This is a genomic window from Legionella maioricensis (assembly GCF_023618015.1).
Classification (GTDB): Bacteria; Pseudomonadota; Gammaproteobacteria; order Legionellales; family Legionellaceae; genus Legionella; species Legionella maioricensis.
Genome location: NZ_JAJKBJ010000004.1, coordinates 99827 through 126068, shown reverse-complemented (window position 1 = coordinate 126068; position 26242 = coordinate 99827). Strand labels below are relative to the sequence as shown.

Below are 26242 nucleotides of genomic sequence, written 5' to 3'. Positions count from 1 at the left end.
TCTAACATTCAGGTAAATTAACAGCCAGACCTCCCATGGATGTTTCTTTATAGATGCTTTGCATGTCTATACCAGTCTGTTTCATCGTTTTAATGACCTTATCCAAAGAAATATGATGTTGGCCATCGCCTATAAGTGCCATTCTTGTAGCGTTAACTGCTTTTACGGAACCCATAGCATTACGTTCAATACAAGGTATTTGTACTAGTCCTAAAACCGGATCGCAGGTCATTCCTAGATGATGCTCCATAGCAATTTCAGCTGCATTTTCAACCTGCGCAACAGTACCACCAAGTACCGCGGTGAGACCTGCTGCTGCCATCGAAGAGGCAACACCTACTTCACCTTGACAACCTACCTCGGCACCTGAAATGGAAGCCCCTTTCTTATAGAGGATACCAATAGCAGCTGCGGTGAGAAAATAAGTGTAGATGTCCTCATTATTCATTTTATCATGAGCCATTTGACAATATTTTAGTACGGCTGGAATAATTCCGGCAGCGCCATTGGTTGGTGCAGTTACAATACGGCCACCAGCGGCATTTTCTTCATTTACGGCCATGGCATAAAGATTTAAATGGTTCATGATGTCTGATTGTTCGAATATACTTTTAATCCCTTTGTGCTCTACTAATTTTTTATAGAGATCCGGGGCACGTCTTTTTAGATTGAGGCCTCCCGGTAAGATTCCATCGTGCTTGCACCCACTGGCAATACAGTCATCCATTACTTTAGCTATCGCTAAAATTCCACGCTGAATTTCTTCTGTGCTACGCCAGGTTTTTTCATTAATCATCATTAATTCAGCAATACTCAGGTTATTTTCACTACATAGCTTTAATAGCTGATCTCCCGTTGAGAAGGGGTAGGGCGGTGGATTAGAATCTTCAGCAGTTTTATTAAATTCTTCTTCAGTCGTAATAAAGCCGCCGCCGATTGAATAATAAACCTGGTTAATTAATAGAGTTCCTTGAGCGTCAAAAGCGGAAAAACGCATTCCGTTGGTATGCTTGGGCAAGAGCTCTTTTTGCAAAAATAAAAAGTCTGTTGCTTCATTAAAGGTAATATTTTTTTTGCCTGCCAGGTTAAGGGTATGGGTACTGAGTATTTCATGCATGCGTGGCACCATGGTTTCAGGTACTACGGTTTCAGGCGCTTTATTTTCCAGCCCGTTTAAAATTGCTTTATCAGTACCATGCCCTTTACCGGTTAGGGCTAGTGAACCATAGAGCTCTACTTTTACGCGCTGCGTTTTATCAAAAAGATGTCTTTCTTCGAGTAACTGTAAAAAAGCATTAGCAGATAACATGGGACCCACCGTATGTGAACTCGAAGGGCCAATACCAATAGAAAATAAGTCAAATACACTAATGTTCATACGCTCAAGTCTCTTGTTCTATTTAAAGGCAAGTTTAGAAGGATAACCTGTATTTGTCTATTTGTAATTAAATAGTGGGTTATGACTGGTAATTTTATAGGAATTTAGGCAGAATGAACGGGCATTTTTACAATGTTCTATATCTTTCTGATTTGTATATAAGGAAGATATGTAATTAAAGAAAGACTAAAAGGGGATTGTTTATGAAGATGAAATTGGTCACTGCGGCCGTCATGGGGCTGGCAATGTCAACAGCAATGGCTGCAACCGATGCAGCATCGCTAACTACGGACAAAGATAAATTGTCTTACAGTATTGGTGCTGATTTAGGTAAAAACTTCAAAACTCAAGGTATTGATATCAATCCAGAAGCATTAGCCAAAGGAATGCAAGATGGTATGAGTGGTACTCAATTGATTTTGACTGAACAACAAATGAAAGATGTTCTGAATAAATTTCAGAAAGATTTAATGGCAAAACGTTCTGCTGAATTCAACAAAAAATCTGATGAAAACAAATCAAAAGGCGAAGCGTTTTTGAAAGAAAATAAAACTAAAACCGGTGTCGTTGTATTACCAAGCGGTTTGCAATATAAAATTATTGATGCCGGTACTGGCGCAAAACCAGGTAAAACAGACACCGTAACTGTTGAATACACAGGTCATTTAATTGATGGTACTGTATTTGATAGTACAGAAAAGACTGGAAAACCAGCAACATTTCAAGTATCACAAGTTATTCCTGGTTGGACTGAAGCATTACAATTAATGCCAGCTGGTTCTACTTGGGAAATTTATGTTCCTTCAAATCTTGCGTATGGTCCACGCAGTGTAGGTGGCCCAATAGGTCCAAATGAAACTTTAATTTTCAAAATTCATTTGATCTCTGTAAAAAAATCCGCAGCTTAATGTATCCTTTATTCACCCTGGATCCTGTTTTTCAGGGTGAAGTCTTTTATAGGCTAATTCACTTTGAGTGTTTTAAAAAATGAATAAACGTTTATTTATCGTTTTCATTTTAGGTTTTTCTTCTGGTTTGCCCATGGCATTAATCAGCAGCACCTTACAGGCATGGTTTGCCTATAGTGGCATGTCCGTTCTTGCCACCGGTGCGTTAAGTTTAGTCAGTTTGCCTTACGCCTACCGTATTTTTTGGGGCCCTATTTTAGATCGTTATTCTTTGTTTGATATGGGTAAAAGACGCAGTTGGATCCTAACCATGCAAGTACTCTTGCTCGTAGGGTTTAATTTAATGGCTTGGTTTACCCCTGAGCAATATCCCAAGCTTTTAGCTTTCTTAGCTTTAATCCTGGCCTGTTTTTCAGCCACTCAAGACGTGGCAATTGATGCCCACAGAGCGGAATACCTTCCGACAACGGAACATGCTTTAGGCGCCTCTTTAGCAGTATTTGGCTACAGATTGGCGTTATTGTTATCTGGTGGATTGGCTTTAATAATGGCTGAGCAATTGGGATGGGCCTTTACCTATCGCTTCATGGGCTTTGTCATGATCATTGGCATGTTTGCCGTCTTGTTTAGTCAGGAGCCTTCGGTAGAAATTAAAGAAAAAAACAGTTTTGCTTTTTCGTTCATTGCCCCGATTAAAGAGTTATTAACTCGCCCTGCAATTATTCCACTTCTTTTATTTGTTTTTTGTTATAAATTAGGTGAGGCCTTTACTACTACAACCAGTGGTATTGTGATGCCTTTTTTGATCCAGGGACTGGGCTTTTCATTAGATACTATTGGCTATATTAATAAAATGCTGGGTATAGCCTCTATCTTATTGGGAGGACTGACTGCCGGGTTTTTATTGCTGCGCTATAGTTTATACCGAGCTTTGTTTCTCTTTGGATTGTTACAGGCACTCACTAATATATTTTTTGTAGCCTTAGCAATACACGGAAAAAGTGTCACCTTATTAGCCGTCGCAGTATTCTCGGATAATTTTGCTGCCGGTTTGGCTTCTACTGCTTTGGTTGCTTTATTTATGCGTTTGGTTAATAAACAGTTTACCGGAACGCAATTTTCTATGTTAGTCGCCTTATCAACATTACCACGGATTCTTTCTGGGCCTGTAGCTGCCACCATTCAGATGAGTATAGGCTGGGTTGGTTTGTATGAATTATCTATCCTGTTTGCTTTGGCGTTTATTCCTTTTCTAATAATGATTAAAGATCAAACTAAAGGGAACTCGCCACAGGAAGTACAGTTAGAAAAAGAGAGTTTAAATTCCGAGACGAACCAAATAATTTCCCAATAAGGACAGAAAAAAACTGGTCTTTGGCTTTTAGTTTGTATTAATGTCATTTTATCATTGAATGGAACTTATAGTTTAAGGAAGCTTTAAAATTGGAAATGAGAAAATAGCGCGTTTATTTTTCATATACTATACTATTAAGGGAATATCATCTAAGGTTTATATGTTTGACGGCATAAAAAAAATCTTAACAAGCTTTCAACTTGAAACTTATCTGTTATACATCCTGCCAATCACCGGTCTTTTGTTTATCAGTCTTTTTGAAAATCCACCTTTTTCTATCCTATCGGGGATCAGCAAAGAAACTTTTGCTTGGAGTTTCTTTTATGGTGGTCAACTCATCAAAATAGGATTTCTTTTTTTCTATATTTATATCTATTTCAAAATTGCTCTTTGGCTGTCGCAATGGGTAAGCGTGAATATGTTTAATGGACAACAGCCTCCTAATATTCGCTTAAAACCATTTTTTTTGAGCTTTTCCTATATTATGTTTGCGATCGGTTTTGGGAATTTTTTTATGGTTATTTCCATACAACATTTGTCTCAAGCCGCTTCACGAGAAAGCGTGATTGCTGCGAGCCAATTATTCATGTCAATGGATAGATACATATTTGGTTTTGATCCTCAGCTTTGGATACAGCGATTTTCCAATAGTTCTATTTTAGATTATTTATTTATTCAATCTTACGTCAGACTGTATTTATTTTTCATTACTGTATTTATTGGATTGATTTTATTCAAAATAGATTATTTTAGACAATTTCTGGTTGCGATTTTTATTGCACCATTTATTGCAATGCCTTTTTGGTTTGCATTTCCCGCCGTAACCCCAAATGAAATGTACCGCAACAACTTGTATTCTTTGCCGTCAGTCTTGGCAACTCAACAAGAATATGAAAAGACAAATAAAAGCACCACTTTAATAGCTTATTTGCACGGGCTTGAAAAGTCTGTGGAAAACTCCACTCGTAAACATCCGCTTGTAACCACTAATCCAAGTATGCATGTCACTTGGGGTACTATTATTGTTTACTTTGCAATCAGGCTTTGGTGGCCACTAGGATTCATTTTCATCCCTTGGTTAGTACTTAATATACTTTCTACACTTTATACTTTCCAACACTATGCCGTTGATCTTCCTGCTGGGATTGTTTGTGGAGTCCTCTCCATTATTATCACTAAATCTCTCTTCAAATTTGAAAAAAAATACTACACAGGAAATTATCGACTGCTCTATTTTGTGAAAGCCCTTCAATCGGACATGCAAAGCTTAATATCTAAGTGGTCTCATTGGTGTCTTAAAGGAAAGCATTTTTTTAGCAGGACTCATTAAAAATACTCCTGGCCTATAAGCAGAAAGGGCTATAGCCTGTAGAAAAATAGGAAAAATCCTGTTGACACGTATCATGACTTCCCCCAATTGTATTTTATAGGTAAGGGTTACCTCTGTTGGTGATAATTTAAAATACGCTGGAGTCCATCAGATCCAACGTTGTACTGCCTCAGCTGTATCGCTGGGTTTTGTGTTGAAGCACAGTTTTGCTTGAGGAGCATATTGATGAACTACGTTGATTAACTTTTCAAACAAAATAAAGCTACTTGGAACGGCTCTTATACCGGCTGCTATGAGGACACAATCAAATCGCTTTTTCTCCAGGTGATTTCGGACCACTTCCAATGCAGTTTCACCAAAGTCAGTAAGACACATTTGCACGTGGTAGCCAAGACGGGTTAATTCCTCTTCTGAGGACCTGAGACCTGCTAGCACCTTTGTTGCATCCATGCCAGTAGCCGCAAAATCGGGACGTGAAAAATCAATCAATATTGGATCCAAACCAATCACCAGTACACTTTTTCCATCTGCCATAGTTTCCTCCATTAACCAACCAATTATTATACCGCTTTGATATCATTAATGCATGAATATAGCAAATGAGAATCAGCGCATAAAGCGAATACATTGTAGGTTGGTGCTGAGCGCAGCGAAGCCCAACAAGAGAGTTAGAATTATGGCATTTTCGTAGTATGTGAGTGTTACAGGCTATGGAGTTGGGCTTCGCTGTGCTCAGCGCCAACCTACGGTATCGCAAAATGAAATCTACGCAGAGGATTGATGTTCCCCTGGATTTGGGGATGAACCAAAATACTTAATTTACTCGAGTGATGTGACCATGAAAAAAATCTCATTGGTACGGGGGGGCGGACTCGAACTTCGTTATAACCCTTTGATTTTATTGGTTTAGAATAATAACTTACCCAAGATCGTACCCAACGTTGAGTATGATAGCTGATGTGAATGATTGCGAAAAGATGCGAGCAGAAAAGAAATAATTGTTTAGTATTATGGTTAAAGATTTGACGACAATTTTTCAACTATACTTCAATGATGTCATTTAGAATAGTGAGGAATATCATGGCTAAATTTTTTGCTCAACAAGTTGATTGCCGTCCTTATGGCATTTCAGGTAATGGTCGGATTTTACAAAAGGAAACCGTAGAGGATATAAAAAATGCAGTTACAAAACATCCAACTCATGTTAACTCTTGGCTTATTTTTAGAGAGACAGATGAGGGTAATCAATTTTTTCCTATAATGTATGTAAATATAAAAGAGGATAAATGGATAGATTTGTAAGTAAGTCAATACAAAGTAGATAAACTCATTGTATATCAATTATTTTCTAGTGTTTTTTCCATTATAGCTGATGGTGTAGACGGCTGGGTAAGTGAAATCTATATTACCAGGTGACCGACACTCTAAAAGGTATAAACCTTGTGCTTTGATGAACATCATCTTTCATGCGAGATATAAGTCTTAAACCCTCTTCCTTATGTTTGTCGAGATGAGTATTAATTTCACTCTCAGATAAATTAGACAAGTTATTTCTAATAAATCTCTCATTGAAATCATTTATATCCATAAGGAGTTGTTGGTTATCACTAACTAAAAATGCTTCTCCAATATATGTCTGTGATTGACCATACATTCTATCTAATTCTGACCATTTATTAACACCGCTACTTTGTCCGTTTTGTTCAAAGTGGATTAAGTGATTGCGTATTTGAATCCAATTAATAATAAGAGAATCATAAACCTTAATTTTATAATCTATGGTTCTTTGTTTGAAACTAATTTTCATAGCGGTAATATTTAAAATATATCCTGAAATAATGCCTAAAATGAATGTAGTGATAGTAACCATATGATAATCCTTAATCATTATTTAATTGTGCGATAAGAAAAATTATTATACTAATTATAGTATCTGCTTTAATGCATGCTAACTGAGTCAAAAAGATTAAATTTCCCTTCTTTAGGACTATAAGGGAGTTAGAATTATGGCATTTTCGTAGTATGTGAGTGTTACAGGTTATGGAGTTGGGCTTCGCTGTGCTCAGCGCCAACCTACGGTATCGCAAAATGAAATCTACGCAGAGGATTGATGTTCCCCTGGATTTGGGGATGAACCAAAATACTTAATTTACTCGAGTGATGTGACCATGAAAAAATTCTCATTGGTACCGAGGGTCGGACTCGAACCGACACGATGTCACCATCACCGGATTTTGAATCCGGCGCGTCTACCAATTCCGCCACCCCGGCACGCGCGGACATTATAACAAAGATATGAAATCTAACAATGGTCTAAGCGAATTATTATTTAAAAAAGATTCGGTTAGGGGGCATGTCGTTCTTTTGATTTGACATTTTGTCCCTGCTTATCAAATAATGAGATAGAAAATGTCATTGTTTTTGAGGTTAATGAGGTATTTATGATACAAAATAAAGCTCTCTTAATTGGATTGTTTTTAGCACAATTCAATTCCATAGCGCTTGCTACTAACTGTCCAGATCCTCTGACAACTTCTTTACGGTGGGGGGTACCTCCATCGCCATGGGTAGAAAATCCTTTTTCTCCTAATAGCCCTCAGGGCGATGAAAATACCCAATTTATCCGAGCTAATATTTTGGTTGCAGGATATGGGCAAGGAGTTATGTGTACTTATAGAAACTCAGCAGGGGATTACTCTATTTGGTGGCAGGTCCGTACCAAAATACCGGCTCGCGTAGATTATAATTGGATAGATACGCTTGGTGGCTTTGTATGTACCCAGGGTTTGACGGAATGTCAGTTTTATACGGTGAAGTAAGTGCACTGCATCATTGGTTTTCTACTTTTGTATTTTTCAGCATAGAGTCTATAATTTATAAATAGTCTATAAGTTTTTGGCCCCTCATTATAAGCTAATTGACTCATCATGCTAATTGACTCATCATAAGGATTATCCATTATGAAACAAGTAGATAATTCTCCCCTTCATTCAGCATCAGATGAAATGGATAATGATACTCAACAAGCTAAAGCCTTTAAGAAAAATATAATAAATAAGTTATCGATGATGAGAGAGGGGATACAGCCTCTTTTATATGATAAGGTTCGTCCCGAACGCAATGAATACCTTCAAAGAGCGAATTTTTTATATGCGTTAATGTTGAAAATTAAAGATGAATACAAGTCTGGTGATAATCCTCTAGACTTTGTTAATTCACTTGAAAGGGAATATCCTCTTGCAACAAAAACAATTAACGACGTTAAAAATATGCCCGAAATGCAAAGTGATTAAAAATTCCCCCAATTAGAAATTAATTGCGAGGCAAAAAATTAATTAAGTTTTAAAATAAACGTTCACGGAGTATGTCTATTACGTCGTTGCGAGCCTTGGCGAAGCAATCCAGAACGATGCTTCGTTGAAAATCTGATCTGGATTGCTTCACTTTATTCGCTATAACGATGTTTTTTTCTGGTTATCAAAGAATGACCTAAGCCGTGAACATGTCTTATATTCTATCTTCGGTAATGTTAATCATCATTTCAAGAGATTTTTTAGCGTTCTCAATAACCCATTGCTGATCATTTAAAGGAAGTCTGTTTCTGGTTCCAGTGAATTCATTGACCACGTCCCCAGCTTTTACTTCGTTATAAGGCATGCTTTTACCTTGGCGCAATAAATCAACCAGAGCGACGAGATGAGGCGGATCATTACGTGACATGGTGGCACAGCCACAACCTACCCCTTTTTCCTCGTTACTTTTTGGAGCCTCGGCCAAATTAACCACCTTTATCCCTAAGTTTTTACAATATTGTTTTAGATTTTCAACCATATGATTTTCAGTACCAATGGCGTATTGTTTCGTCCCCGCCCGATCATGAACGACATAATCCCAGATAAATGCAGTAGAGCCTGAATGTTGAGCCACTTTGATGACCTCATTGCGGCATTCTGGATGGACTATGGTAGTGTAATTTTGGCTATGCCAGTATTCACACATTTCAGGCTGGTACACTGTATGTACGGCACATTGACTGGCAAATAGAATTAACTCCGCTTTATCAAATTGGTCTAGGGTTTTCTGTTCTTGGGCTGGAAGAGAGTAGTGAGCTCCAGCAGTTCCACCTGGCCAATAGGCGAGATTTTTTATACCTAACCAATAGGCTACATTTTCACCCATATGCTGATCGGGAATGAATAGAATTTTTTTATTTTGCTTTTGAGCCCACTGGAAGATTTTCTTTACGTTAGAACTGGTGCAGACCGCTCCTCCTTGTGCTCCTGTCATTGCTTTAACTCGTCCCGAGGTATTCATGTAGCAAACAGGTAAAATATTTTCAGCACCATATCGTTCGTTTAAATCCAGAAAGGCAGGCTCAACCATAAAATCTTTGGCAAGCATTTCCATGGTGCATCCCGACTTTGGATTAGTGATATAAACTTGTTGATTGGAATTAGCCAATATACTGATCGATTCAGCCATAAAATGCACCGCTGATTCAATAATCACTGATTTTTCCGGATGATTTGCTGCCATTAAAGCTAATTGATAGGAGTCGCCAATTTTACCCCCAAATTGTTCAACCAATCTTACAATGTCACCACCCATATAGTAATGAGCCAGTAATAATAATTGATCGCCAAAATGATCTTGTGCTTTTTTAAGATAGGGTTTCATCCATGCCAACACCGTAGTGAGTTTACGATCAGGCAAAGCCTGATATTCCTGTGCGTAAGGAATAAAATCTTCTTGATACCAGTCAATAGGATAATCACTTTGACAGATGCTCATATCATTGTGAATATGCATTAAAGTGGTTTCTGGCTGGTAAGCGGTAGAATCTTCAAACATCACGTGTACCTCTATGTGTCAATTGGGTATGTGGTTAACTTGGTTTAAATAACTTTTATCCTAATGAATTATCCACTGGTCCTAGTTTAGCAATACTCTCTTGTGCCTTGGCATTTTTTTTGGGGAAGTCCTCACGAAAATGTCCCCCGCGTGATTCCCTTCTTGATAATGCGGCTCTGACGATTAACTCCGCATTAAGAATAATGTTTCTTAGCTCAATAAAGTCTCTAGTAATACAATGTTTCCAGTAATACTCATCAATTATTTTTTTACGTTTCATTATTAATTGTAGTAGATCCTGAAGCCCTGCTTCAGTCCGGACGATTCCTGCATAAGAGGTCATTTCTCCCCTTAAGCCTCGCCATTGAGCATTAATCTGGCTGGCACGCCGGGCATTAACTTCTCCAGGTGAACTCCAGTTAGATATCTTATCGCTCGATTTTATCGGGGTAGCAATGTCTTTTAGGGTACAGCGAGCGGCGTTGGCTCCCATAACTAATGCTTCAAGCAAGGAGTTACTCGCCAGTCGATTGGCGCCATGCAAACCAGTAAAAGCAACTTCCCCTATGGCATATAAACGTTTTAAGTCTGTCCGTCCATCAATGTCAGTGAGTACACCACCACATTGATAATGTGCGGCGGGGACAACGGGTATCATATCCTGGCTCATATCGATGCCAATAGATAACAGAGTATTATAAATTTGAGGGAAACGCTTTTTCAGGAAATTTTTGGATTGGTGGGTAATATCAAGGTGTACATAGCCTGTTTGACTGCGTTCTATTTCACTAAAAATAGCCCTCGCCACAATGTCTCGTGTTGCGAGCTCCAATTGCTCAGGGGCATAGTGTTGCATGAAGCGCTCACCTGTTTCAGGGATTCTGAGGAGAGCCCCTTCACCTCGGACGGCTTCAGAAATCAAAAAATTATTCAGGGAGTGATGATGCAATAGGGTAGGGTGAAATTGATAGAACTCCATATTGCCAACGCGTGCTCCAGCCCTGTATGCCATAGCAACCCCATCACCAGTTGCAACCATAGGATTGGTGGTATAGCGATAGGTTTTACCCGCGCCTCCAGTGGCCAAAACCACGCAATTGGCTAAAAAAGTATCGATGCGATTATGCTCGCAATCTAAAATATAGGCTCCTACGACTTCGCCTTGATTATCGGTTCGATGCGGGTGGTATTGAGTAATTAAGTTAACTGCTATGTGATGTTCAAAAAAATGAATTTGGGATTTTTGTTGGGCGAGATGATTCAGCGTTTGAGTGACAGTTAAGCCTGTTTGATCGCCACAGTTAAAAATACGTCGATGTGAATGCCCGCCTTCTTGGGCCAGGTGGAAACTGCCGTTGCTATTGCGTTTAAATTGAACGGCATATTCACCCAATTGTTTTATAATTTCTGGTCCCTGGCGAATGATAAATTCTACCGCAGGTAAATAGCACAGGCCATCGCCAGCAATAATAGTATCGGAAATATGCGACTCAAGTGAATCCTCTGGAGAAAACACCGCAGCAATTCCTCCTTGAGCATAGCGGCTATTGCATTCTATAGCCTCCGCTTTACTGATTAAGGCAATTTTGAGATGAGGTTGGAGGGTTAATAATTGTAAGCAATAATGTAACCCAGCCAATCCAGTGCCTATAACAAGAACATCAAACTCAAAAGCCTGTCCTTGCTGGGAGAGGTTATTCTTCATGAAAATGCCTTGACCAATTGAGTAGCCAGACCGGTATAGTTTGCAGGAGTCAAGGCAGTTAATTGCGCTTTTGCCTCTTCAGGGATAGATAAATTCTGAATAAAATTTTTGAGGCTGTGTGCATCAATACCTTGTCCACGTGTTAAGGCTTTCAGTTGTTCATAAGCTTCGGGCACATTATAGCGACGCATGACCGTTTGCACGGCCTCAGCCAATACTTCCCAGTTTTCTTCTAAATCTGCTTCAAGTGCGCGCTTATTAATTTGTAATTTGTCGTTGCCTTTTGTTATGGAATAGTAGGCGATCAAACTATAGGAAAAGGCCACGCCTAAATTACGTAAGACTGTAGAATCGGATAAATCGCGTTGTAAACGTGATTGAGTTAATTTATTGGCAAAATGAATAAATAAAGCATTGGCCAGCCCTAAATTTCCTTCCGCATTTTCAAAATCGATAGGGTTTACTTTATGAGGCATAGTGGATGAGCCTACTTCTGCGGCAACTGTTTTTTGCTTGAAATATCCCAAAGAAATATAACTCCAAATGTCTTGAGTATAGTCTAATAGAATATTATTGATTCTCACCATAATCTGCGAGACTTCAGCAATACCATCATGAGGTTCGATCTGGGTTGTATAAGGATTGAACGATAATCCCAGAGAGGTAACGAAATTAGCACAATGTTTACGCCAGTCAACTTCTGGGTACGCAATAATATGAGCATTATAATTGCCGACAGCCCCATTAAATTTAGCCGGAATTAAAACTTCAGCCAGTTGCTGTTGTGGTCTTTTAAGGCGAGCTACAAAATTGACTAACTCTTTACCCATGGTTGTAGGCGTTGCGGGCTGACCATGTGTTCTTGCTAACATGGCGGCATCACAATGTTGTTTGCCAAGCAGAGTAATCCCCCCCATAATTTCAGCCAGGGTAGGTTGTATTACCTGGGCAATAGCCTGTTTTACCATCAAGGCATAGGCCAGATTATTAATATCCTCTGAAGTACAGGCGAAGTGAATGAAGCCCACAATTGCTTTCAGGGCTTTATTATCCTGAAATTTGTCTTTCAGGTAATACTCTATCGCTTTAACATCATGATTCGTTTGCCGTTCAAATTCTTTAATTTTTTCAGCCTCTGATTCATCAAAATTAGAAATGAGATCAGCTAAAAACTTCTTGGATTGAGCGTTTAATGCAGGCACTTCTGTAATAGCCTCATTAGCTGCTAGAGATTCAAGCCAGCGAATCTCTACCATTAAGCGATAATAAGTGAGGGCAAATTCACTAAAATAAGGACTTAATGTTCTAGTTTTATTGATATAACGACCGTCAATGGGAGAAATTGCGTTTAAGGCTGTAAGAGTCATAGGTAGCTTGCCCAAATGATAAAGCACATATGATATTAGATGCGAAGCAAGATGTGAATTAAACTGAGAAATTTTATAGCAAAATTAACACATTTTTGTTCCATATGCGTATAATACCCCCAAACTCTAATAAGTTGGGTCATTATTTATGAAAACGATTATCGAATCTTACCAAGCTGGACTATTTCAAAAAAAATATTGGTTGCAAAATATTATCTCCGGAGTGATTGTCGGAGTAGTTGCATTACCTTTAGCTATGGCCTTTGCTATTGCTTCAGGAGCCAAACCAGAACAAGGTTTGTATACGGCAATTGTTGCAGGCTTGATTGTATCCATTATGGGAGGTAGTCGTTTACAAATTGCAGGACCCACCGGCGCTTTTATTGTAATACTTGCTGGCATAACCGCTCAATATGGCATTTCTGGTTTACAGATTGCGACCTTAATGGCTGGAGTTATGTTGCTTTTTTTTGGTCTTGCCCGCTTGGGGGGGATCATTAAGTTTATACCTGCTCCAGTGATTATTGGTTTTACCTCGGGAATTGCTGTAGTGATCTGGGTAGGACAATGGCAGTATTTCTTTGGCTTACCTACAGCCGCTGGGCATCATTTTCATGAAAAATTGTGGCATTTAATTCAATCCTTTCCTCAATTGAATATTCCCACCACAGTTTTTGGTTTTTTTGCTTTATTTTTAGTTCTTTTCTCTAATAAATTTCCCGGTTTAAAACGCGTCCCAGGACCATTGATTGCTTTAATTGTTGCTACTGTTTTGCAATCATTATTTCATTTTGAAGGGGTTGCTACCATAGGCAGTATGTTTGGTGGAGTTCCACAGGGTTTACCTTCTTTTGAAGTACCTGATATAACCTTTGACCGAGTAGTTGAATTAATGGGACCTGCCTTTACCATTGCCATGTTGGGCGCTATAGAATCGTTATTGTCTGCGGTGGTTGCAGATGGAATGACAGGAACGCAGCATGATTCTAATCGTGAATTGGTAGGGCAGGGAATTGCAAATATATTGGCCCCTTTATTTGGTGGATTTGCTGCGACAGGCGCAATTGCCAGAACAGCTACCAATATTAGAAACGGTGGGAACAGTCCTTTATCAGGTATTATTCATTCAGTAACGTTGATTTTAATTGTTTTATTTCTGGCTCCTTTAGCTGTCAATGTTCCTCTCTCAGCTCTTGCTGCAATTCTGTTTGTGGTTGCATGGAATATGAGTGAAGTAAAGCATTTTATTAAATTGCTTCAGGTGGCTCCCAGAGCGGATATCGTTGTTTTAATTGTGACTTTTTTCTTAACCGTATTTGTTGATCTGGTTATAGCAGTAAATATAGGGGTGATCATTGCCATTTTACATTTTATACGTCAAATGGCTTCCAGTGTTGAAGTACAGCAAATGACTGAGGAACAGATCGCTCAGGAATTGCAACAGCAAAACATACCTGCCCTGCCTCAAGATGTATTGGTTTACTCTATTGAAGGTCCATTTTTCTTCGGGGCGGTAGAAGTGTTCCAACGTGCCTTGGCAGTGACTCATACTGATCCAAAAATCCTGATTATAAGAATGCGTTGGGTTCCTTTCAGCGATATTACAGGATTACAAACTTTGGAGGAGGTTATTAAAGGCCTGCATCATCGTGGGGTAAGAGTTATATTGAGCGGAGCCAACTCTCTGGTCGAAAGTAAATTACGTAAGATGGGCATGATTAAGTTAATTGGCGAGAACAATTTTTATAAAGAATTTTCGCAGGCTCTTGTTGCATGCCACGTTGCCCTGTCTGATAATAAGAACAAAGATAAATTTGATGAGGCAGCAACTCCTCATTTGCTCAGTTAACTAGTTAAGTTATATCAATAGAATATGGAGTCGCTCCTGGCCACTTCATATTCTTTGTACCTAAAAAGCCCTTATTTTAAATTTTTCAGTGCCATCATTTAAATCATTTAGATGGACTTCAAAGGTTCTAATTCCAATAGGCTAACAATTTCAGTAGAATGACTATCATTTTATGGATTTGGGGTAGCTATGACAGTCAAAACACATACTATTAATCTTGCACAGCTTGGCATGCAAGATCTGGAGCAGGTTGGCGGTAAAAACTCTTCTCTTGGTGAAATGATCAGTCATTTATCATCAGCAGGAGTTGCTGTTCCTGGTGGCTTTGCAACTACTGCGGATTCATTCAGGGAATTTTTATCACGTGATGGTCTTGATAAGAAGATCTATGACCAATTATCTGCTTTGGATACAGAAGATGTATGTGAATTAGCAGTGGTTGGGAAAAAAATCAGGGAAATGATAGTCAATACTCCTTTTACTCCTGAATTTGAAAACGCCGTACGTGCGGCTTATCAAAATCTTGCTCAAGAAATTGGGCATAACGATTTTAGTGTGGCAGTCCGCTCCTCTGCAACGGCTGAAGACTTACCTGACGCTTCTTTTGCGGGACAACAAGAAACCTTTTTAAATATTAAGGGCGTTGATTCAGTCCTAATTTCCATAAAACAGGTTTTCGCCTCTTTATTTAACGATAGAGCCATTGCTTATCGTGTCCATCATAACTTTGCTCATAATGAAGTGGCTTTATCAGCCGGTATTCAACAGATGATTCGCAGTGATTTAGCGGTTAGCGGAGTCATGTTTACAATGGATACAGAGTCTGGCTTTGATCAAGTCGTATTCATTACTTCTTCCTATGGATTAGGCGAAATGGTGGTGCAAGGGGCTGTGAATCCTGATGAATTTTATGTTCATAAACCAGGAGTTAGAGCAGGTAAGCCCGCTGTTATTCGGAGAAATCTGGGTTCTAAAGCACTGAAAATGGTTTATTGCGAGGATCCCAAGCTTGATAGACGAGTTAAGACCGTAGATGTGGATGCTGCAGAACGACTATTATTTTCTTTAAATGCTGACGAGGTGGAGCAATTGGCTCGCCAGGCATTAATCATAGAAAAGCATTACGGTCGTCCTATGGATATTGAGTGGGCTAAAGACGGCATCAATGGGAAATTGTATATTTTGCAGGCTCGTCCCGAAACGGTAAAAAGTCGAGATAACAAACAAGTGCTGGAACGTTACACCTTACAAAAAAGAGGAACGGTATTAGCTGAAGGACGCAGCATTGGACAACGAATTGGTCAAGGTAAGGCCAGAATTATTAAAGACATTAGTGAAATGCATAAAGTACAGCCTGGAGATGTATTAGTCTCAGATATGACTGATCCAGATTGGGAACCTATTATGAAACGTGCATCTGCAATTGTTACCAATAGGGGTGGAAGAACCTGCCATGCTGCCATTATTGCCCGTGAATTAGGTATCCCGGCTGTCGTGGGTTGCGGTGATGCGACTAAAACCATACAAGATGGCAAGGATGTCACGGTAAGCTGCGCTGAGGGAGACGCAGGCTTTGTTTATGAGGAACTTTTACCTTTTGAGCGAGTAAGCCTTGATGTGGACACCATGCCTGAATTACCAATGAAAGTGATGTTGAATGTAGGTAATCCTGAAAGGGCATTTGCTTTCCAGTCTATTCCTAACGCTGGTGTAGGTTTAGCTCGTTTAGAATTTTTAATCTCTAACACCATAGGTATTCATCCCCGGGCTTTGCTTGATTTTAATACCTTAGAGGACCTGGAACTTAAACAGTTTATCACTGAAAAAACAGCGGCCTATGCCTCTCCTGTTGAATATTACATTGAGCGATTGAAAGAAGGAATTGCAACCATTGCTGCTGCTTTTTATCCTAAACCTGTTATTGTACGGCTGTCAGATTTTAAATCCAATGAATATGCAAATCTCGTGGGAGGAACGTTATATGAGCCTCATGAAGAAAATCCTATGATTGGTTTTAGAGGGGCATCTCGCTACGTCTCCCCATCATTTGCCGAGTGCTTTGCTCTTGAGTGTAAAGCAGTCAGACGAGTCCGTGAGGAGATGGGGTTAACTAATGTTGAGGTGATGATTCCTTTTGTGCGAACTGTTGCTGAAGCCAGTAATGTCATTCAGGTCTTAAAAAAAGAAGGTCTTGAACGCGGTAAGCATGGTTTACGCGTTATCATGATGTGTGAATTACCGTCCAATGCTTTACTGGCAAGCCAATTTTTAGAGCATTTTGATGGTTTTTCTATTGGCTCTAATGACTTGACCCAGTTAACTTTGGGTTTAGATAGAGATTCTGGGTTGGTGGCTGCACAGTTTGATGAACGTAATGATGCAGTGAAAGCCTTATTGCATATGGCGATTTCGGCGTGTAAAAAAGAGAAGAAATATATAGGAATTTGTGGACAAGGACCCTCGGATCATCAGGATTTTGCACAATGGTTGATGAAAGAGGGAATAGATAGCGTTTCTTTAAATCCTGATTCAGTGTTGGAAACCTGCTTGTTTTTAGCGAAACAATAATTTCTATTTTGCAGAGGGCATAGAATGTGCATTTCAAAATGGTGGATGGTGTTACCTGCTCTATGTCCTGTGCTTGCGTTTGCTGCTGAGAGCGGGGAGCATGCTGATCCTATTGCCTCCGTGATTTTAAGTGTGACTACTATTTTTTTCTTCGCTATTCTTGGTCGTTATATTGCCAGACGCTTTAATCAACCCGGGGTTTTGGGGGAATTATTAATAGGGGTTTTGGTCGGTAATCTTTGTTATTTTTTCGGATTCCACCTGATTGTCATTCTGCGCGAAGGCTCCTCAATTTTTAATATCATGAAAGAAGTGTTGGATGGTCATTCTTTAAGTCAGGCAGTGAGCACTGCTATTCCTAACCCTTTTTATGCCCAACAGGTAACTCAGGCTTTGAGCTCTCCAGAGGGTACGGAATATCTTAAAATTGCGTATACTGTAGATGTTTTTTCACGTTATGGGGTTATCTTTCTGTTGTTTATGGTGGGACTGGAAAGTTCTGTTGCAGAAATAAAAAAAACAGGTCGAGAGTCCCTATTGGTTGCTATCATCGGGGTTATCGCACCCATGTTACTCGGATTCGGAGTAGCGTATTGGTTAATGCCTGGTGGTTCTTATCAAGCTGATTTATTCATTGCCGCTACTTTGAGTGCTACGAGTATAGGAATTACAGCGCGCGTTTTGTCAGAGATGAAAAAACTCCGTACTCGAGAAGCCAGGACTATTCTTGGTGCAGCAATGCTGGATGATATACTGGGTTTAATCATATTGGCCGTGGTGAGCAGCATCGTTATTAATGGAGCTGTTGACTTCCTGGTCGTGATTCGAATTGTTATCAATTCCTTGCTCTTTTTTGTAGGCACTTTGACCCTGGGACCCATCATTTTAAGAAAAACAGTACAGTTTTTTAGTTTTCTTGAGCCCTGGGAGTCAAAACTGTTTACTTCTTTTCTGTTCATTATGGTTTTGGCCTGGTTGGCTTCATTTATTCAACTGGCCGCTATTATTGGAGCTTTTGCAGCAGGAATTATTCTGCATGATGATTATTTCAAATCCAATAATTCATTTCAAAAAGAAGAGCGAAGTATTCGGCATTTGGTATCGCCATTGGAGTCTATTTTAGCCCCCATGTTTTTTATAGTCATAGGCCTTCAGGTAAAATTAGAGACTTTTTATAGTTGGAACGTTCTTATTTTAGCTAGTGGTTTAGTGCTGGCTGCAATTATTGGAAAATTAATCAGTGGATTAGGAGCAAATCCTAAGGATGATCGTTTACTTATTGGTATAGGAATGTTGCCTCGTGGAGAGGTTGGTCTGGTTTTTGCTTCTATCGGGCGAACCCTGGGAGTAATTTCCGATGACTTATTTTCTGCAATTGTTTTAATGGTGATTATAACGACCTTTATTGCGCCCCCTTTATTAAAGGCTCGTTATGCCGCCAAAAAGGAGATTAAAGCATGAATATCAATTCATTGCAGGTGGTGTCAGATGTCAAACAGGCTTTATTTGAAGATGTTGGCGCTGAAGATGTTACTGCTGCTTTATTACCCTCTCATCTTGTTGTTGCCGCTGAAATAATTTCGCGCGAACCCATGCTGGTTTGTGGGCAGCCTTGGGTTAATGAAGTCGTTAAGCAGGTCGATGATAAAATTGAGATTGAATGGCTGGTTTCAGAAGGAGATTGGTTAAGTGCCCCCACCACTTTATGTATTCTGCATGGAACCGCAAGCAGTATTTTGACAGCTGAACGCACAGCGTTAAATTTTTTACAAACTCTTTCGGCTACAGCGACGCAGACCTATCATTACACACAGAAACTTAAAGACAGCCAGACTCGATTACTCGATACGCGTAAAACCATACCCGGCTTAAGAATGGCTCAAAAATATGCTGTTCGATGCGGTGGTGGCGTCAATCATCGAATGGGGCTTTATGATGCATTTCTAATTAAAGAAAATCATATCAAAGCTTGCGGTTCAATAGCCCGTGCTATTGCTTTAGCCAGACAAACTCATAAGCATCTTTTGGTTGAAATAGAAGTAGAAAACTTGGTTGAATTACGTGAGGCTTTTGATGCCCATCCGGATAGAATATTGCTGGATAATTTCAGCCAATCAATGCTGGAGCAGGCTGTTAAAATGAATCAACCTAAATATTGTGAATTAGAAGCTTCAGGCGGAATTAACATTGATAATATTGCTGAAGTGGCTAAGTCGGGGGTCGATTTTATTTCGGTAGGTGCAATTACCAAATCAATTAAAGCCATTGATTTAAGTCTATTGGTGAGGGAAGTATTATGAAGCCAAGCATTGTTTTTACAGGCGGTGGTACTGCTGGCCATGTGACACCTAATGTGGCATTGATTAATGAGTTTAAGCAAGAAGGTTGGAATATAGAGTATGTAGGTTCTGATAATGGAATTGAAAAAGGGATGATTCAAAATCTTGGTATTCCATTTCATGCGGTGAGCAGTGGTAAATTAAGGCGCTATTTTAGCGTAAAGAATTTACTCGATCCCTTTAAGATAATTGTCGGCATTATTCAATCTTTCTGGTTATTTTATAAACTAAAACCCGATGTGGTTTTTTCTAAAGGGGGCTTTGTAGCATTTCCAGTGGTAGTCGGTGCCTGGTTAAACCGTATTCCTATTGTTGCTCATGAGTCAGATATGAGTCCTGGCCTTGCTAATCGCTTGTGTTTCCCCTTCGTCAATAAAATTTGCCTCACTTTTGACGCAGCGAAAAAACATTTTAAAAGTCAGGATAAAATTGAAGTGACAGGCACACCCATTCGTCAGCAGTTGTTTGCCGGTAATAAGGCAAAAGGATTGGAGCTATGTGGATTTAATGATGCCAAACCTTGTTTGCTTGCCATAGGTGGTAGTTTAGGAGCGGGTTCAATTAACCAAAGTATAAGAAAAGCGCTTCCCCAATTAATGTCGGAATACCAGGTGATTCATATTTGTGGTAAGGGGAAACTGGATCATTCTCTGGATGGCATGAAGGGGTATTGTCAATTTGAATATGCTAATGAAGAGTTGGCCCATTTATTTGCCGCTTCCTCAGTGGTTATATCAAGAGCAGGCGCTAATTCGCTTTACGAAATATTAGCCTTAGGGAAAGCACATGTTTTAATTCCTATTTCCTCTCAAGTAAGCCGCGGTGACCAAATTCAAAATGCGCGGTATTTTCAGGGATTAGGTATTAGTGTCGTGATTCAGGATCAATCATTGAATGCAGAAACTTTATTACAGGCTTTGCGAGAAGTAATGCTCAATAAAACTGATATTAATAACAAAATCAAAGCATTAAAGATTGAGTCTGCCTCTGATAAAATTGTGGCAATTATCAAGGAGCAAGCCCATGTTCAATCCCCAAGGACTGTATGATTATATAGACCATCAGTGGCAGGAAGAAATCCTGCCCAGTTTATGTGACTATATAAAAATGCCTAATAAATCACCTCATTTTGATACTCAATGGCAAGAGCACGGGTACATGGATCAGGCAGTAAATCATATTGCTGATTGGTGTAAAACCCATGCTCCTCAAGGGATGAAACTCGATGTTTTAAGATTAGAGGGGCGTACGCCGCTGATCTTTATCGAAGTACCCGGTCAGATTAATGAGACTGTTTTACTTTATGGTCATCTGGATAAACAACCTGAAATGAGCGGATGGCATGAAGATCTGCATCCCTGGAAACCCGTGTTAAAAAATGGTCTTTTATACGGCCGTGGTGGTGCTGATGATGGATACTCTGCCTATGCCTCATTAACAGCAATTCGTGCCCTGGAGGCTCAGGGAGTACCTCATCCACGTTGCGTATTAATTATCGAAGCATGTGAGGAAAGTGGTAGTTATGACTTGCCTTATTATATTGAGCTGCTAAAAGAACGAATAGGACGACCTGCGCTAGTTATATGTCTTGATTCAGGTGCTGGAAATTATGAACAATTATGGATGACTACTTCTTTGCGCGGCAATGTGGTCGGTGAATTGTCGGTTGAGTTGATTAGTGAAGGCGTTCACTCAGGGAATGCCAGTGGCATAGTTGCTGATAGTTTTAGAGTGGCCAGACAATTGATCAGTCGTGTTGAAGATGAAGTTTCGGGGGAAGTAAAATTGTCGGAACTTTACTGTGAGATTCCTGAGGAGCGCATAAAACAGGCCCATCAATGTGCTGAAACGTTAAGTGAACAGGTTTATAGCGAATTTCCCTGGCAGAAGGGAGTTCAGCCTGTTGTTGAAGATAAAGTGCAATTAATTTTGAATAGAACCTGGCGTCCTGCTTTGACGGTAACTGGGGCAGATGGATTTCCTGCTATAGCTGATGCAGGGAATGTCATGCGTCCCAAAACAGCCCTTAAACTCTCCATGCGTCTTCCACCTCTGGTAAATCCTAAAAAGGCAGCTTCTGCCATTCAGGAAGCATTGACTAAAAATCCTTTGTATAATGCCAAAGTGGGTTTTAACGTTGATGACGGCTCTAAAGGATGGAATGCTCCTTTGCTATCCCCCTGGCTAGCTAAAGCCGCTGATGAGGCGTCACTAACTTATTATAATAAACCTGCTGCCTTTATGGGGGAGGGTGGGACAATTCCGTTTATGGGGATGTTAGGGGAACAGTTCCCTGATGCTCAATTTATGATCACTGGAGTGCTGGGGCCTCATTCTAATGCCCATGGACCAAATGAGTTCCTTCATTTGGATATGGTGAAGAAATTAACATCATGTGTTTCTTACGTTCTGTATAGTTTTTCACAACAAAAATAATTAAAAATTATCTCGACAGTTTCAGAAAATGTTGGGATACTTTCAGCGGCTCTGGAACGAGCCGCTTAGTCCAACAATTAGGAGAAAATGATGAAAGCAAAATATATTGCTATGTGCTTGTCGCTATTTGCAATAACCCTTCCCGTTTATGCAGTTAGCAGTGAAATAACCCCTTCTGTAAAACAAACTACGGTTGTTCGTAATAAAATAGATCTCAATAAAGCAGATTTATCCATTCTTACTGGTTCATTTAAAGGTATAGGAAAAAAACGTGCCGAAGCAATTATTGCTTACCGAGAAAATCATCACGGTTTTAAAGCGATTGAAGAGCTGGCTGAAGTCAAAGGATTTGGACAGCGGTTTATTGAAATAAATCGAGAGAAACTAAAGGAAGTATTTATTATTAATTAACCTGATTTAGATATAAAAGATAAAAGGTTTTATATCGCTAAATTAAAGTTATTTCATTAATACACAGAAATTTCAGCCCGTATGCAGCGAAGTACAATACGGGCTATGATTAGGCTCTGGATCCCATTTTGTTGTGAAATTGCATGGACAGGTCAATAAGAAGGTTTTTAAATGATAATTTATTGATTCGACGACTCTCGTATATGGCAAACAACTCAATCGGATAGAGAAGAGAGGCGCAAAGAATTGCCGCTGCCCACGCGCCCACCCGCGTAACCCATCAAGGCAATTTAAGCGATTCTTAGATATGTTATAAGGAACACTTTCTTTTTCCGTATCCAAAGAACTCCCCATATTATTCAGCGCTCGGCAGTATATCGATATAGCTTTTATATGGGAATACTTAGTTTTACCTGGACATCTTAAGAATAAGTAGCTGAAAGTGATCTAATGTCTACCTCGTCATCTCGAGCATTAGTGAGAGGGCATGGAAAAATCAGATTTAAAGAATAAATTGCCAATAGCCCTTAAATTTTAAATTTATAACATTATGAATTATATGGGAAACCTATTTTTTAGTCATAATGGTGAAGAATTGAAAAACATCGGCTTGGTGAAAACCATGAGTAAAGGTAAATATTTACTGCATTATAGAGAGGAAATCATCTCTGCAGTTTTTTATAATCTTATTTGTAATTCTTGTAATACAACTGTCGATTTTTACTCAAATATAGGATAAAGTACAACCCAAAAAGAAGAACGAGGTAGTGCTGGTTATGTTCAGAAAATTAAGGGGCGTATTTTCTAATGATTTATCTATCGATCTTGGAACCGCCAACACATTGATTTATGTGCGAGATAAAGGGATTGTTCTCAACGAGCCTTCTGTGGTCGCTCTGCGTAATGAATCAGGTCAAAAACGAGTTGCTGCCGTTGGTCTCGAGGCCAAGCGCATGTTAGGGAGAACTCCTGGTAATATTAATGCAATCAGACCGATGAAAGATGGCGTAATTGCTGACTTTTTCGTCACTGAAAAGATGCTACAACATTTCATTCACAAAGTGCATGAAAATAAATTCCTACGTCCCAGTCCACGTGTTCTTGTTTGTGTTCCTTGCGGTTCTACTCAAGTCGAGCGTCGAGCGATTCGTGAATCTGCAATGGGTGCTGGTGCACGTGAAGTATTCCTCATTGAAGAGCCTATGGCCGCTGCATTAGGTTCCGGAATGCCGGTTGAAGAGGCCAGCGGGTCTATGGTGGTTGATATTGGTGGTGGTACCACAGAGGTCGCAATCATTTCTTTAAGTGGTATTGTTTATCATCAATCAGTGCGTATTGGTGGTGATAAATTTGATGATGCCATTGTTTCTTATGTTCGTCGTAACTATGGAACTTTGATTGGTGAAACAACGGCAGAACGTATTAAACACGAAATTGGTTCTGCGTTCCCAAGCCGTGACTTATTTGAAATAGAAGTACGTGGAAGAAATCTTGCAGAAGGTGTGCCTCGCAGTTTTACTTTAACCAGTGCCGAAATTTTAGAAGCCTTACAAGAGCCTTTATCCGGTATTGTAGGTGCTGTAAGAGCAGCCTTGGAGTTAGCACCTCCCGAACTGGCAGCGGATATTGCTGAACGCGGTATGGTCTTGACTGGAGGCGGTGCGTTGTTGAAGAACATAGACACATTGCTAATGGAAGAAACCGGGCTACCTGTATTAATTGCTGAAGATCCATTGACCTGTGTTGCACGTGGTGGTGGTAAAGCTTTAGAAACCATGGATTTACGTGGCGGTGATTTCCTCTCAACAGAATAATGCACACAATAGATTATTTAGAAAAGGTGGGCACAGTTCTATAGGATTTGTGCTCGCTCTCGTTTTTTCTATTTTTTTAATGTTTGCTGATTATCATTACAAATATTTGGACATGGTGCGAAGCGGTTTTTCTTTAATCGTTTCACCCTTGCAATATGCCGTTGACTATCCTGTACGTGTCGTAGGATGGGTACAATCCCTTGTTAGTGCTAAAAAATCATTAATAGACGAAAACATGAGGTTACGCTATCAGCAGACTATGCTGGAAGCTGAATTGCAGAAACTATTAGTCATTCAAAAAGAAAACTCTCAACTCAAAGAGTTATTACTCACTTCATCAAAAGCAGACATGCGTGCAATGGCAGCACAAATTCTTGCTGTTGATACCAGCAATGCACGGCAAATCGTGGTCTTAAATAAGGGCAAACGTGATGGTGTCTATACGGGGCAACCTGTTCTTGATGCTAAAGGGGTTATGGGGCAAGTTATCGATGTTGGACCGATGACCAGTACAGTTTTGTTAATTTCTGACTCCAAAAGTGCCGTACCTGTACGTAACAATCGTACAGGTGAACGTGCAATTCTTGTCGGCACGAACCGCATGGAGCAATTATCATTAATTAATTTACCTAAAACTTCATCCATTCATCCGGGCGACGTATTAGTTACTTCCGGACTGGGCAGGAGATATCCTGAGGGTTATCCAGTTGGACGGATATTAGAGGTTAATAGTATTCCAGGTGAGGATTTTGTTAAAGTCATCGTCAGTCCCATAGCTTTGCTTAATCGCAACCGATTGGTATTGTTAATTTGGCCTGATTTGGAGCAAGAACAGTTAACGGCTCAGATTAATGAGCGTTTGAATGCAGAGGAGATTGCTGAATGACCAATCTTCGCTTACGTTTAGGTATCGGATTTATTTGCGCGCTTATTTTATCTATATTACCTATGCCTGAACTAATCTTTGTTTTTCGTCCTCCTTGGATCTTACTGTTAGTTCTTTATATTGAATATTTTTTACCAGGCAATTTTAAGTTAATCACTTTATTGATTGTCGGCCTACTTTTAGATGTACTGCTTTCTACGGTAATAGGAGAGCATTCCTTTGCTTTGCTTTTAGTTACCTGGATTGCTTCAAGTAAATCAAGACGGTTTCAATTTTTTTCCATGATGCAGCAAATTTGTTTAGTCGGGTTCTTTTGTCTTTTCTATCAAGCAGTTATTTCTTTTATTGATGCTTTATTGGGCTTTAATTACAGCTTATTCATGCCTTTTGCCAGTGCCTTATTAGGGATGTTTATTTGGCCGTGGATTCGTTTATTAGGTGATGGTTCATTGACAACACGGTTGGCTTATCGCTGATTTAGAGTGAGTAATTTATATTCTCCAGGTTGTAATTTATCTAATTCCCATTCACCAATCTTGTGCCTTACCAGTCTTAAAGTAGGAAAACCAATGGCTGCCGTCATTCTTCTTACCTGGTGATTTTTTCCTTCTTTTAGAATGATTTCTAACCAACTGGTTGGAATATTTTGTCTTACTCGTATTGGAGGATTACGTGGCCAGAGCGGCGGCTCATCAATGACACGAACTTCGGCCGGCAGGAAAGAAATGTCTTTAAGCTTCAAGCCTTTTCTTAAGCTTTGCAGATCAGTTTCACAAGGAATTCCTTCAACTTGTACCCAGTAATATTTCTTTTTATTAAACTTTGGATGACTTAACCGATGTTGTAAGGCTCCATCATTAGTAAGTAATAATAATCCTTCACTGTTTTTATCCAAACGACCTGCGGAATAAAAACCGGGCATTTTAATAAACCCGGCAAGGGTTTGCTCTTGAACTTCTCCAGAGAACTGGGTGAGAACTCCATAAGGTTTATTAAAAAGAATCAATTGAGTCATATCTTAAGTAAATAAAAATTTTAGGAGGCTA

Annotated in this window: 23 protein-coding genes and 1 tRNA gene; 16 read left to right on the top strand and 8 right to left on the bottom strand. The window is 39.6% G+C overall.

Annotated elements, in window-relative coordinates:
* Position 1: 1 nt before the first annotated feature.
* Positions 2–1378 (bottom strand): L-serine ammonia-lyase, encoded by a 1377-nt coding sequence (locus LOX96_RS05445; RefSeq protein WP_250421032.1) that lies wholly within the window; start codon positions 1376–1378, stop codon positions 2–4.
* Positions 1379–1581: 203 nt separating this feature from the next.
* Between LOX96_RS05445 and bamJ the strand changes: the two genes are divergently transcribed.
* The 3 genes from bamJ to LOX96_RS05430 all read left to right on the top strand — a co-directional run bounded on the left by bamJ (position 1582) and on the right by LOX96_RS05430 (position 4970).
* Complete coding sequence (gene bamJ / locus LOX96_RS05440; RefSeq protein ID WP_250421031.1) at positions 1582–2286, top strand: BamJ family beta-barrel-assembly machinery protein; 705 nt, start codon at positions 1582–1584, stop codon at positions 2284–2286.
* A 79-nt stretch (positions 2287–2365) separates the two neighbouring features.
* Positions 2366–3640 (top strand): AmpG family muropeptide MFS transporter, encoded by a 1275-nt coding sequence (locus tag LOX96_RS05435; protein WP_250421030.1) that lies wholly within the window; start codon positions 2366–2368, stop codon positions 3638–3640.
* 160 nt (positions 3641–3800) lie between these two features.
* Entirely contained in the window at positions 3801–4970 is a 1170-nt protein-coding gene (locus LOX96_RS05430) for a phosphatase PAP2 family protein (protein WP_250421029.1), read from the top strand.
* A 147-nt stretch (positions 4971–5117) separates the two neighbouring features.
* Here LOX96_RS05430 and LOX96_RS05425 read toward each other — a convergent pair whose 3' ends face one another.
* Positions 5118–5504: a hypothetical protein gene (locus LOX96_RS05425; protein ID WP_250421028.1), complete on the bottom strand. Its 387-nt coding sequence runs from the start codon at positions 5502–5504 to the stop codon at positions 5118–5120.
* A gap of 546 nt (positions 5505–6050) precedes the next feature.
* Between LOX96_RS05425 and LOX96_RS05420 the strand changes: the two genes are divergently transcribed.
* Positions 6051–6272, top strand: a complete 222-nt coding sequence (locus LOX96_RS05420) for a hypothetical protein (RefSeq protein ID WP_250421027.1) — start codon at positions 6051–6053, stop codon at positions 6270–6272.
* Positions 6273–6375: 103 nt separating this feature from the next.
* On the opposite strand, the gene LOX96_RS05415 is transcribed toward LOX96_RS05420, so the two are convergent.
* Both LOX96_RS05415 and LOX96_RS05410 read right to left on the bottom strand, forming a co-directional pair.
* On the bottom strand, positions 6376–6840 hold the full coding sequence (locus LOX96_RS05415; RefSeq protein ID WP_250421026.1) for a hypothetical protein: 465 nt from the start codon (positions 6838–6840) through the stop codon (positions 6376–6378).
* A gap of 314 nt (positions 6841–7154) precedes the next feature.
* A tRNA-Leu gene (locus LOX96_RS05410) sits at positions 7155–7241 on the bottom strand.
* Positions 7242–7411: 170 nt separating this feature from the next.
* On the opposite strand from LOX96_RS05410, the gene LOX96_RS05405 reads away from it, so the two are divergent.
* The gene (locus LOX96_RS05405) at positions 7412–7789 is read left to right on the top strand and encodes a DUF3757 domain-containing protein (protein WP_250421025.1); all 378 of its coding nucleotides are present in this window, start codon (positions 7412–7414) and stop codon (positions 7787–7789) included.
* 141 nt (positions 7790–7930) lie between these two features.
* On the top strand, positions 7931–8263 hold the full coding sequence (locus tag LOX96_RS05400) for a hypothetical protein (RefSeq protein ID WP_250421024.1): 333 nt from the start codon (positions 7931–7933) through the stop codon (positions 8261–8263).
* Positions 8264–8477: 214 nt separating this feature from the next.
* Here the strand turns inward: LOX96_RS05400 and nadA are convergent, their stop codons facing one another.
* Genes nadA through purB form a run of 3 tightly spaced genes read right to left on the bottom strand, consistent with a single transcriptional unit; the run spans position 8478 to position 12893 of the window.
* Positions 8478–9821: a quinolinate synthase NadA gene (gene nadA, locus LOX96_RS05395; protein WP_250421023.1), complete on the bottom strand. Its 1344-nt coding sequence runs from the start codon at positions 9819–9821 to the stop codon at positions 8478–8480.
* A gap of 55 nt (positions 9822–9876) precedes the next feature.
* A complete protein-coding gene (gene nadB / locus LOX96_RS05390; protein WP_250421022.1) occupies positions 9877–11526 on the bottom strand; it encodes an L-aspartate oxidase in 1650 nt (549 codons plus the stop codon).
* Positions 11523–12893, bottom strand: a complete 1371-nt coding sequence (gene purB, locus LOX96_RS05385; RefSeq protein ID WP_250421021.1) for an adenylosuccinate lyase — start codon at positions 12891–12893, stop codon at positions 11523–11525. The genes nadB and purB overlap by 4 nt, the downstream gene beginning before the upstream one ends.
* A gap of 148 nt (positions 12894–13041) precedes the next feature.
* On the opposite strand from purB, the gene LOX96_RS05380 reads away from it, so the two are divergent.
* The 10 genes from LOX96_RS05380 to mreD all read left to right on the top strand — a co-directional run bounded on the left by LOX96_RS05380 (position 13042) and on the right by mreD (position 25672).
* Entirely contained in the window at positions 13042–14742 is a 1701-nt protein-coding gene (locus LOX96_RS05380) for a SulP family inorganic anion transporter (RefSeq protein WP_250421020.1), read from the top strand.
* Between the two features lie 189 nt (positions 14743–14931).
* A complete protein-coding gene (gene ppsA, locus LOX96_RS05375) occupies positions 14932–17310 on the top strand; it encodes a phosphoenolpyruvate synthase (protein ID WP_250421019.1) in 2379 nt (792 codons plus the stop codon).
* Between the two features lie 24 nt (positions 17311–17334).
* Positions 17335–18771, top strand: a complete 1437-nt coding sequence (locus tag LOX96_RS05370) for a cation:proton antiporter (RefSeq protein WP_250421018.1) — start codon at positions 17335–17337, stop codon at positions 18769–18771.
* Positions 18768–19610 (top strand): carboxylating nicotinate-nucleotide diphosphorylase, encoded by an 843-nt coding sequence (gene nadC / locus LOX96_RS05365; protein ID WP_250421017.1) that lies wholly within the window; start codon positions 18768–18770, stop codon positions 19608–19610. Before LOX96_RS05370 ends, nadC begins: the two co-directional genes overlap by 4 nt.
* Entirely contained in the window at positions 19607–20698 is a 1092-nt protein-coding gene (gene murG, locus LOX96_RS05360; protein ID WP_250421016.1) for an undecaprenyldiphospho-muramoylpentapeptide beta-N-acetylglucosaminyltransferase, read from the top strand. The genes nadC and murG overlap by 4 nt, the downstream gene beginning before the upstream one ends.
* A complete protein-coding gene (locus LOX96_RS05355) occupies positions 20673–22085 on the top strand; it encodes a M20 family metallopeptidase (protein ID WP_250421015.1) in 1413 nt (470 codons plus the stop codon). The genes murG and LOX96_RS05355 overlap by 26 nt, the downstream gene beginning before the upstream one ends.
* 90 nt (positions 22086–22175) lie before the next feature.
* On the top strand, positions 22176–22496 hold the full coding sequence (locus tag LOX96_RS05350; protein WP_250421104.1) for a ComEA family DNA-binding protein: 321 nt from the start codon (positions 22176–22178) through the stop codon (positions 22494–22496).
* A 776-nt stretch (positions 22497–23272) separates the two neighbouring features.
* Entirely contained in the window at positions 23273–24310 is a 1038-nt protein-coding gene (locus LOX96_RS05345; protein WP_127101318.1) for a rod shape-determining protein, read from the top strand.
* Positions 24288–25196 (top strand): rod shape-determining protein MreC, encoded by a 909-nt coding sequence (mreC, locus tag LOX96_RS05340; protein WP_348645829.1) that lies wholly within the window; start codon positions 24288–24290, stop codon positions 25194–25196. Before LOX96_RS05345 ends, mreC begins: the two co-directional genes overlap by 23 nt.
* On the top strand, positions 25193–25672 hold the full coding sequence (mreD, locus tag LOX96_RS05335) for a rod shape-determining protein MreD (protein WP_250421013.1): 480 nt from the start codon (positions 25193–25195) through the stop codon (positions 25670–25672). The genes mreC and mreD overlap by 4 nt, the downstream gene beginning before the upstream one ends.
* Here the strand turns inward: mreD and LOX96_RS05330 are convergent.
* Entirely contained in the window at positions 25663–26211 is a 549-nt protein-coding gene (locus tag LOX96_RS05330; protein WP_250421012.1) for a pseudouridine synthase, read from the bottom strand. The two genes, mreD and LOX96_RS05330, sit on opposite strands and share 10 nt — an antisense overlap.
* Between the last annotated feature and the right edge of the window lie 31 nt (positions 26212–26242).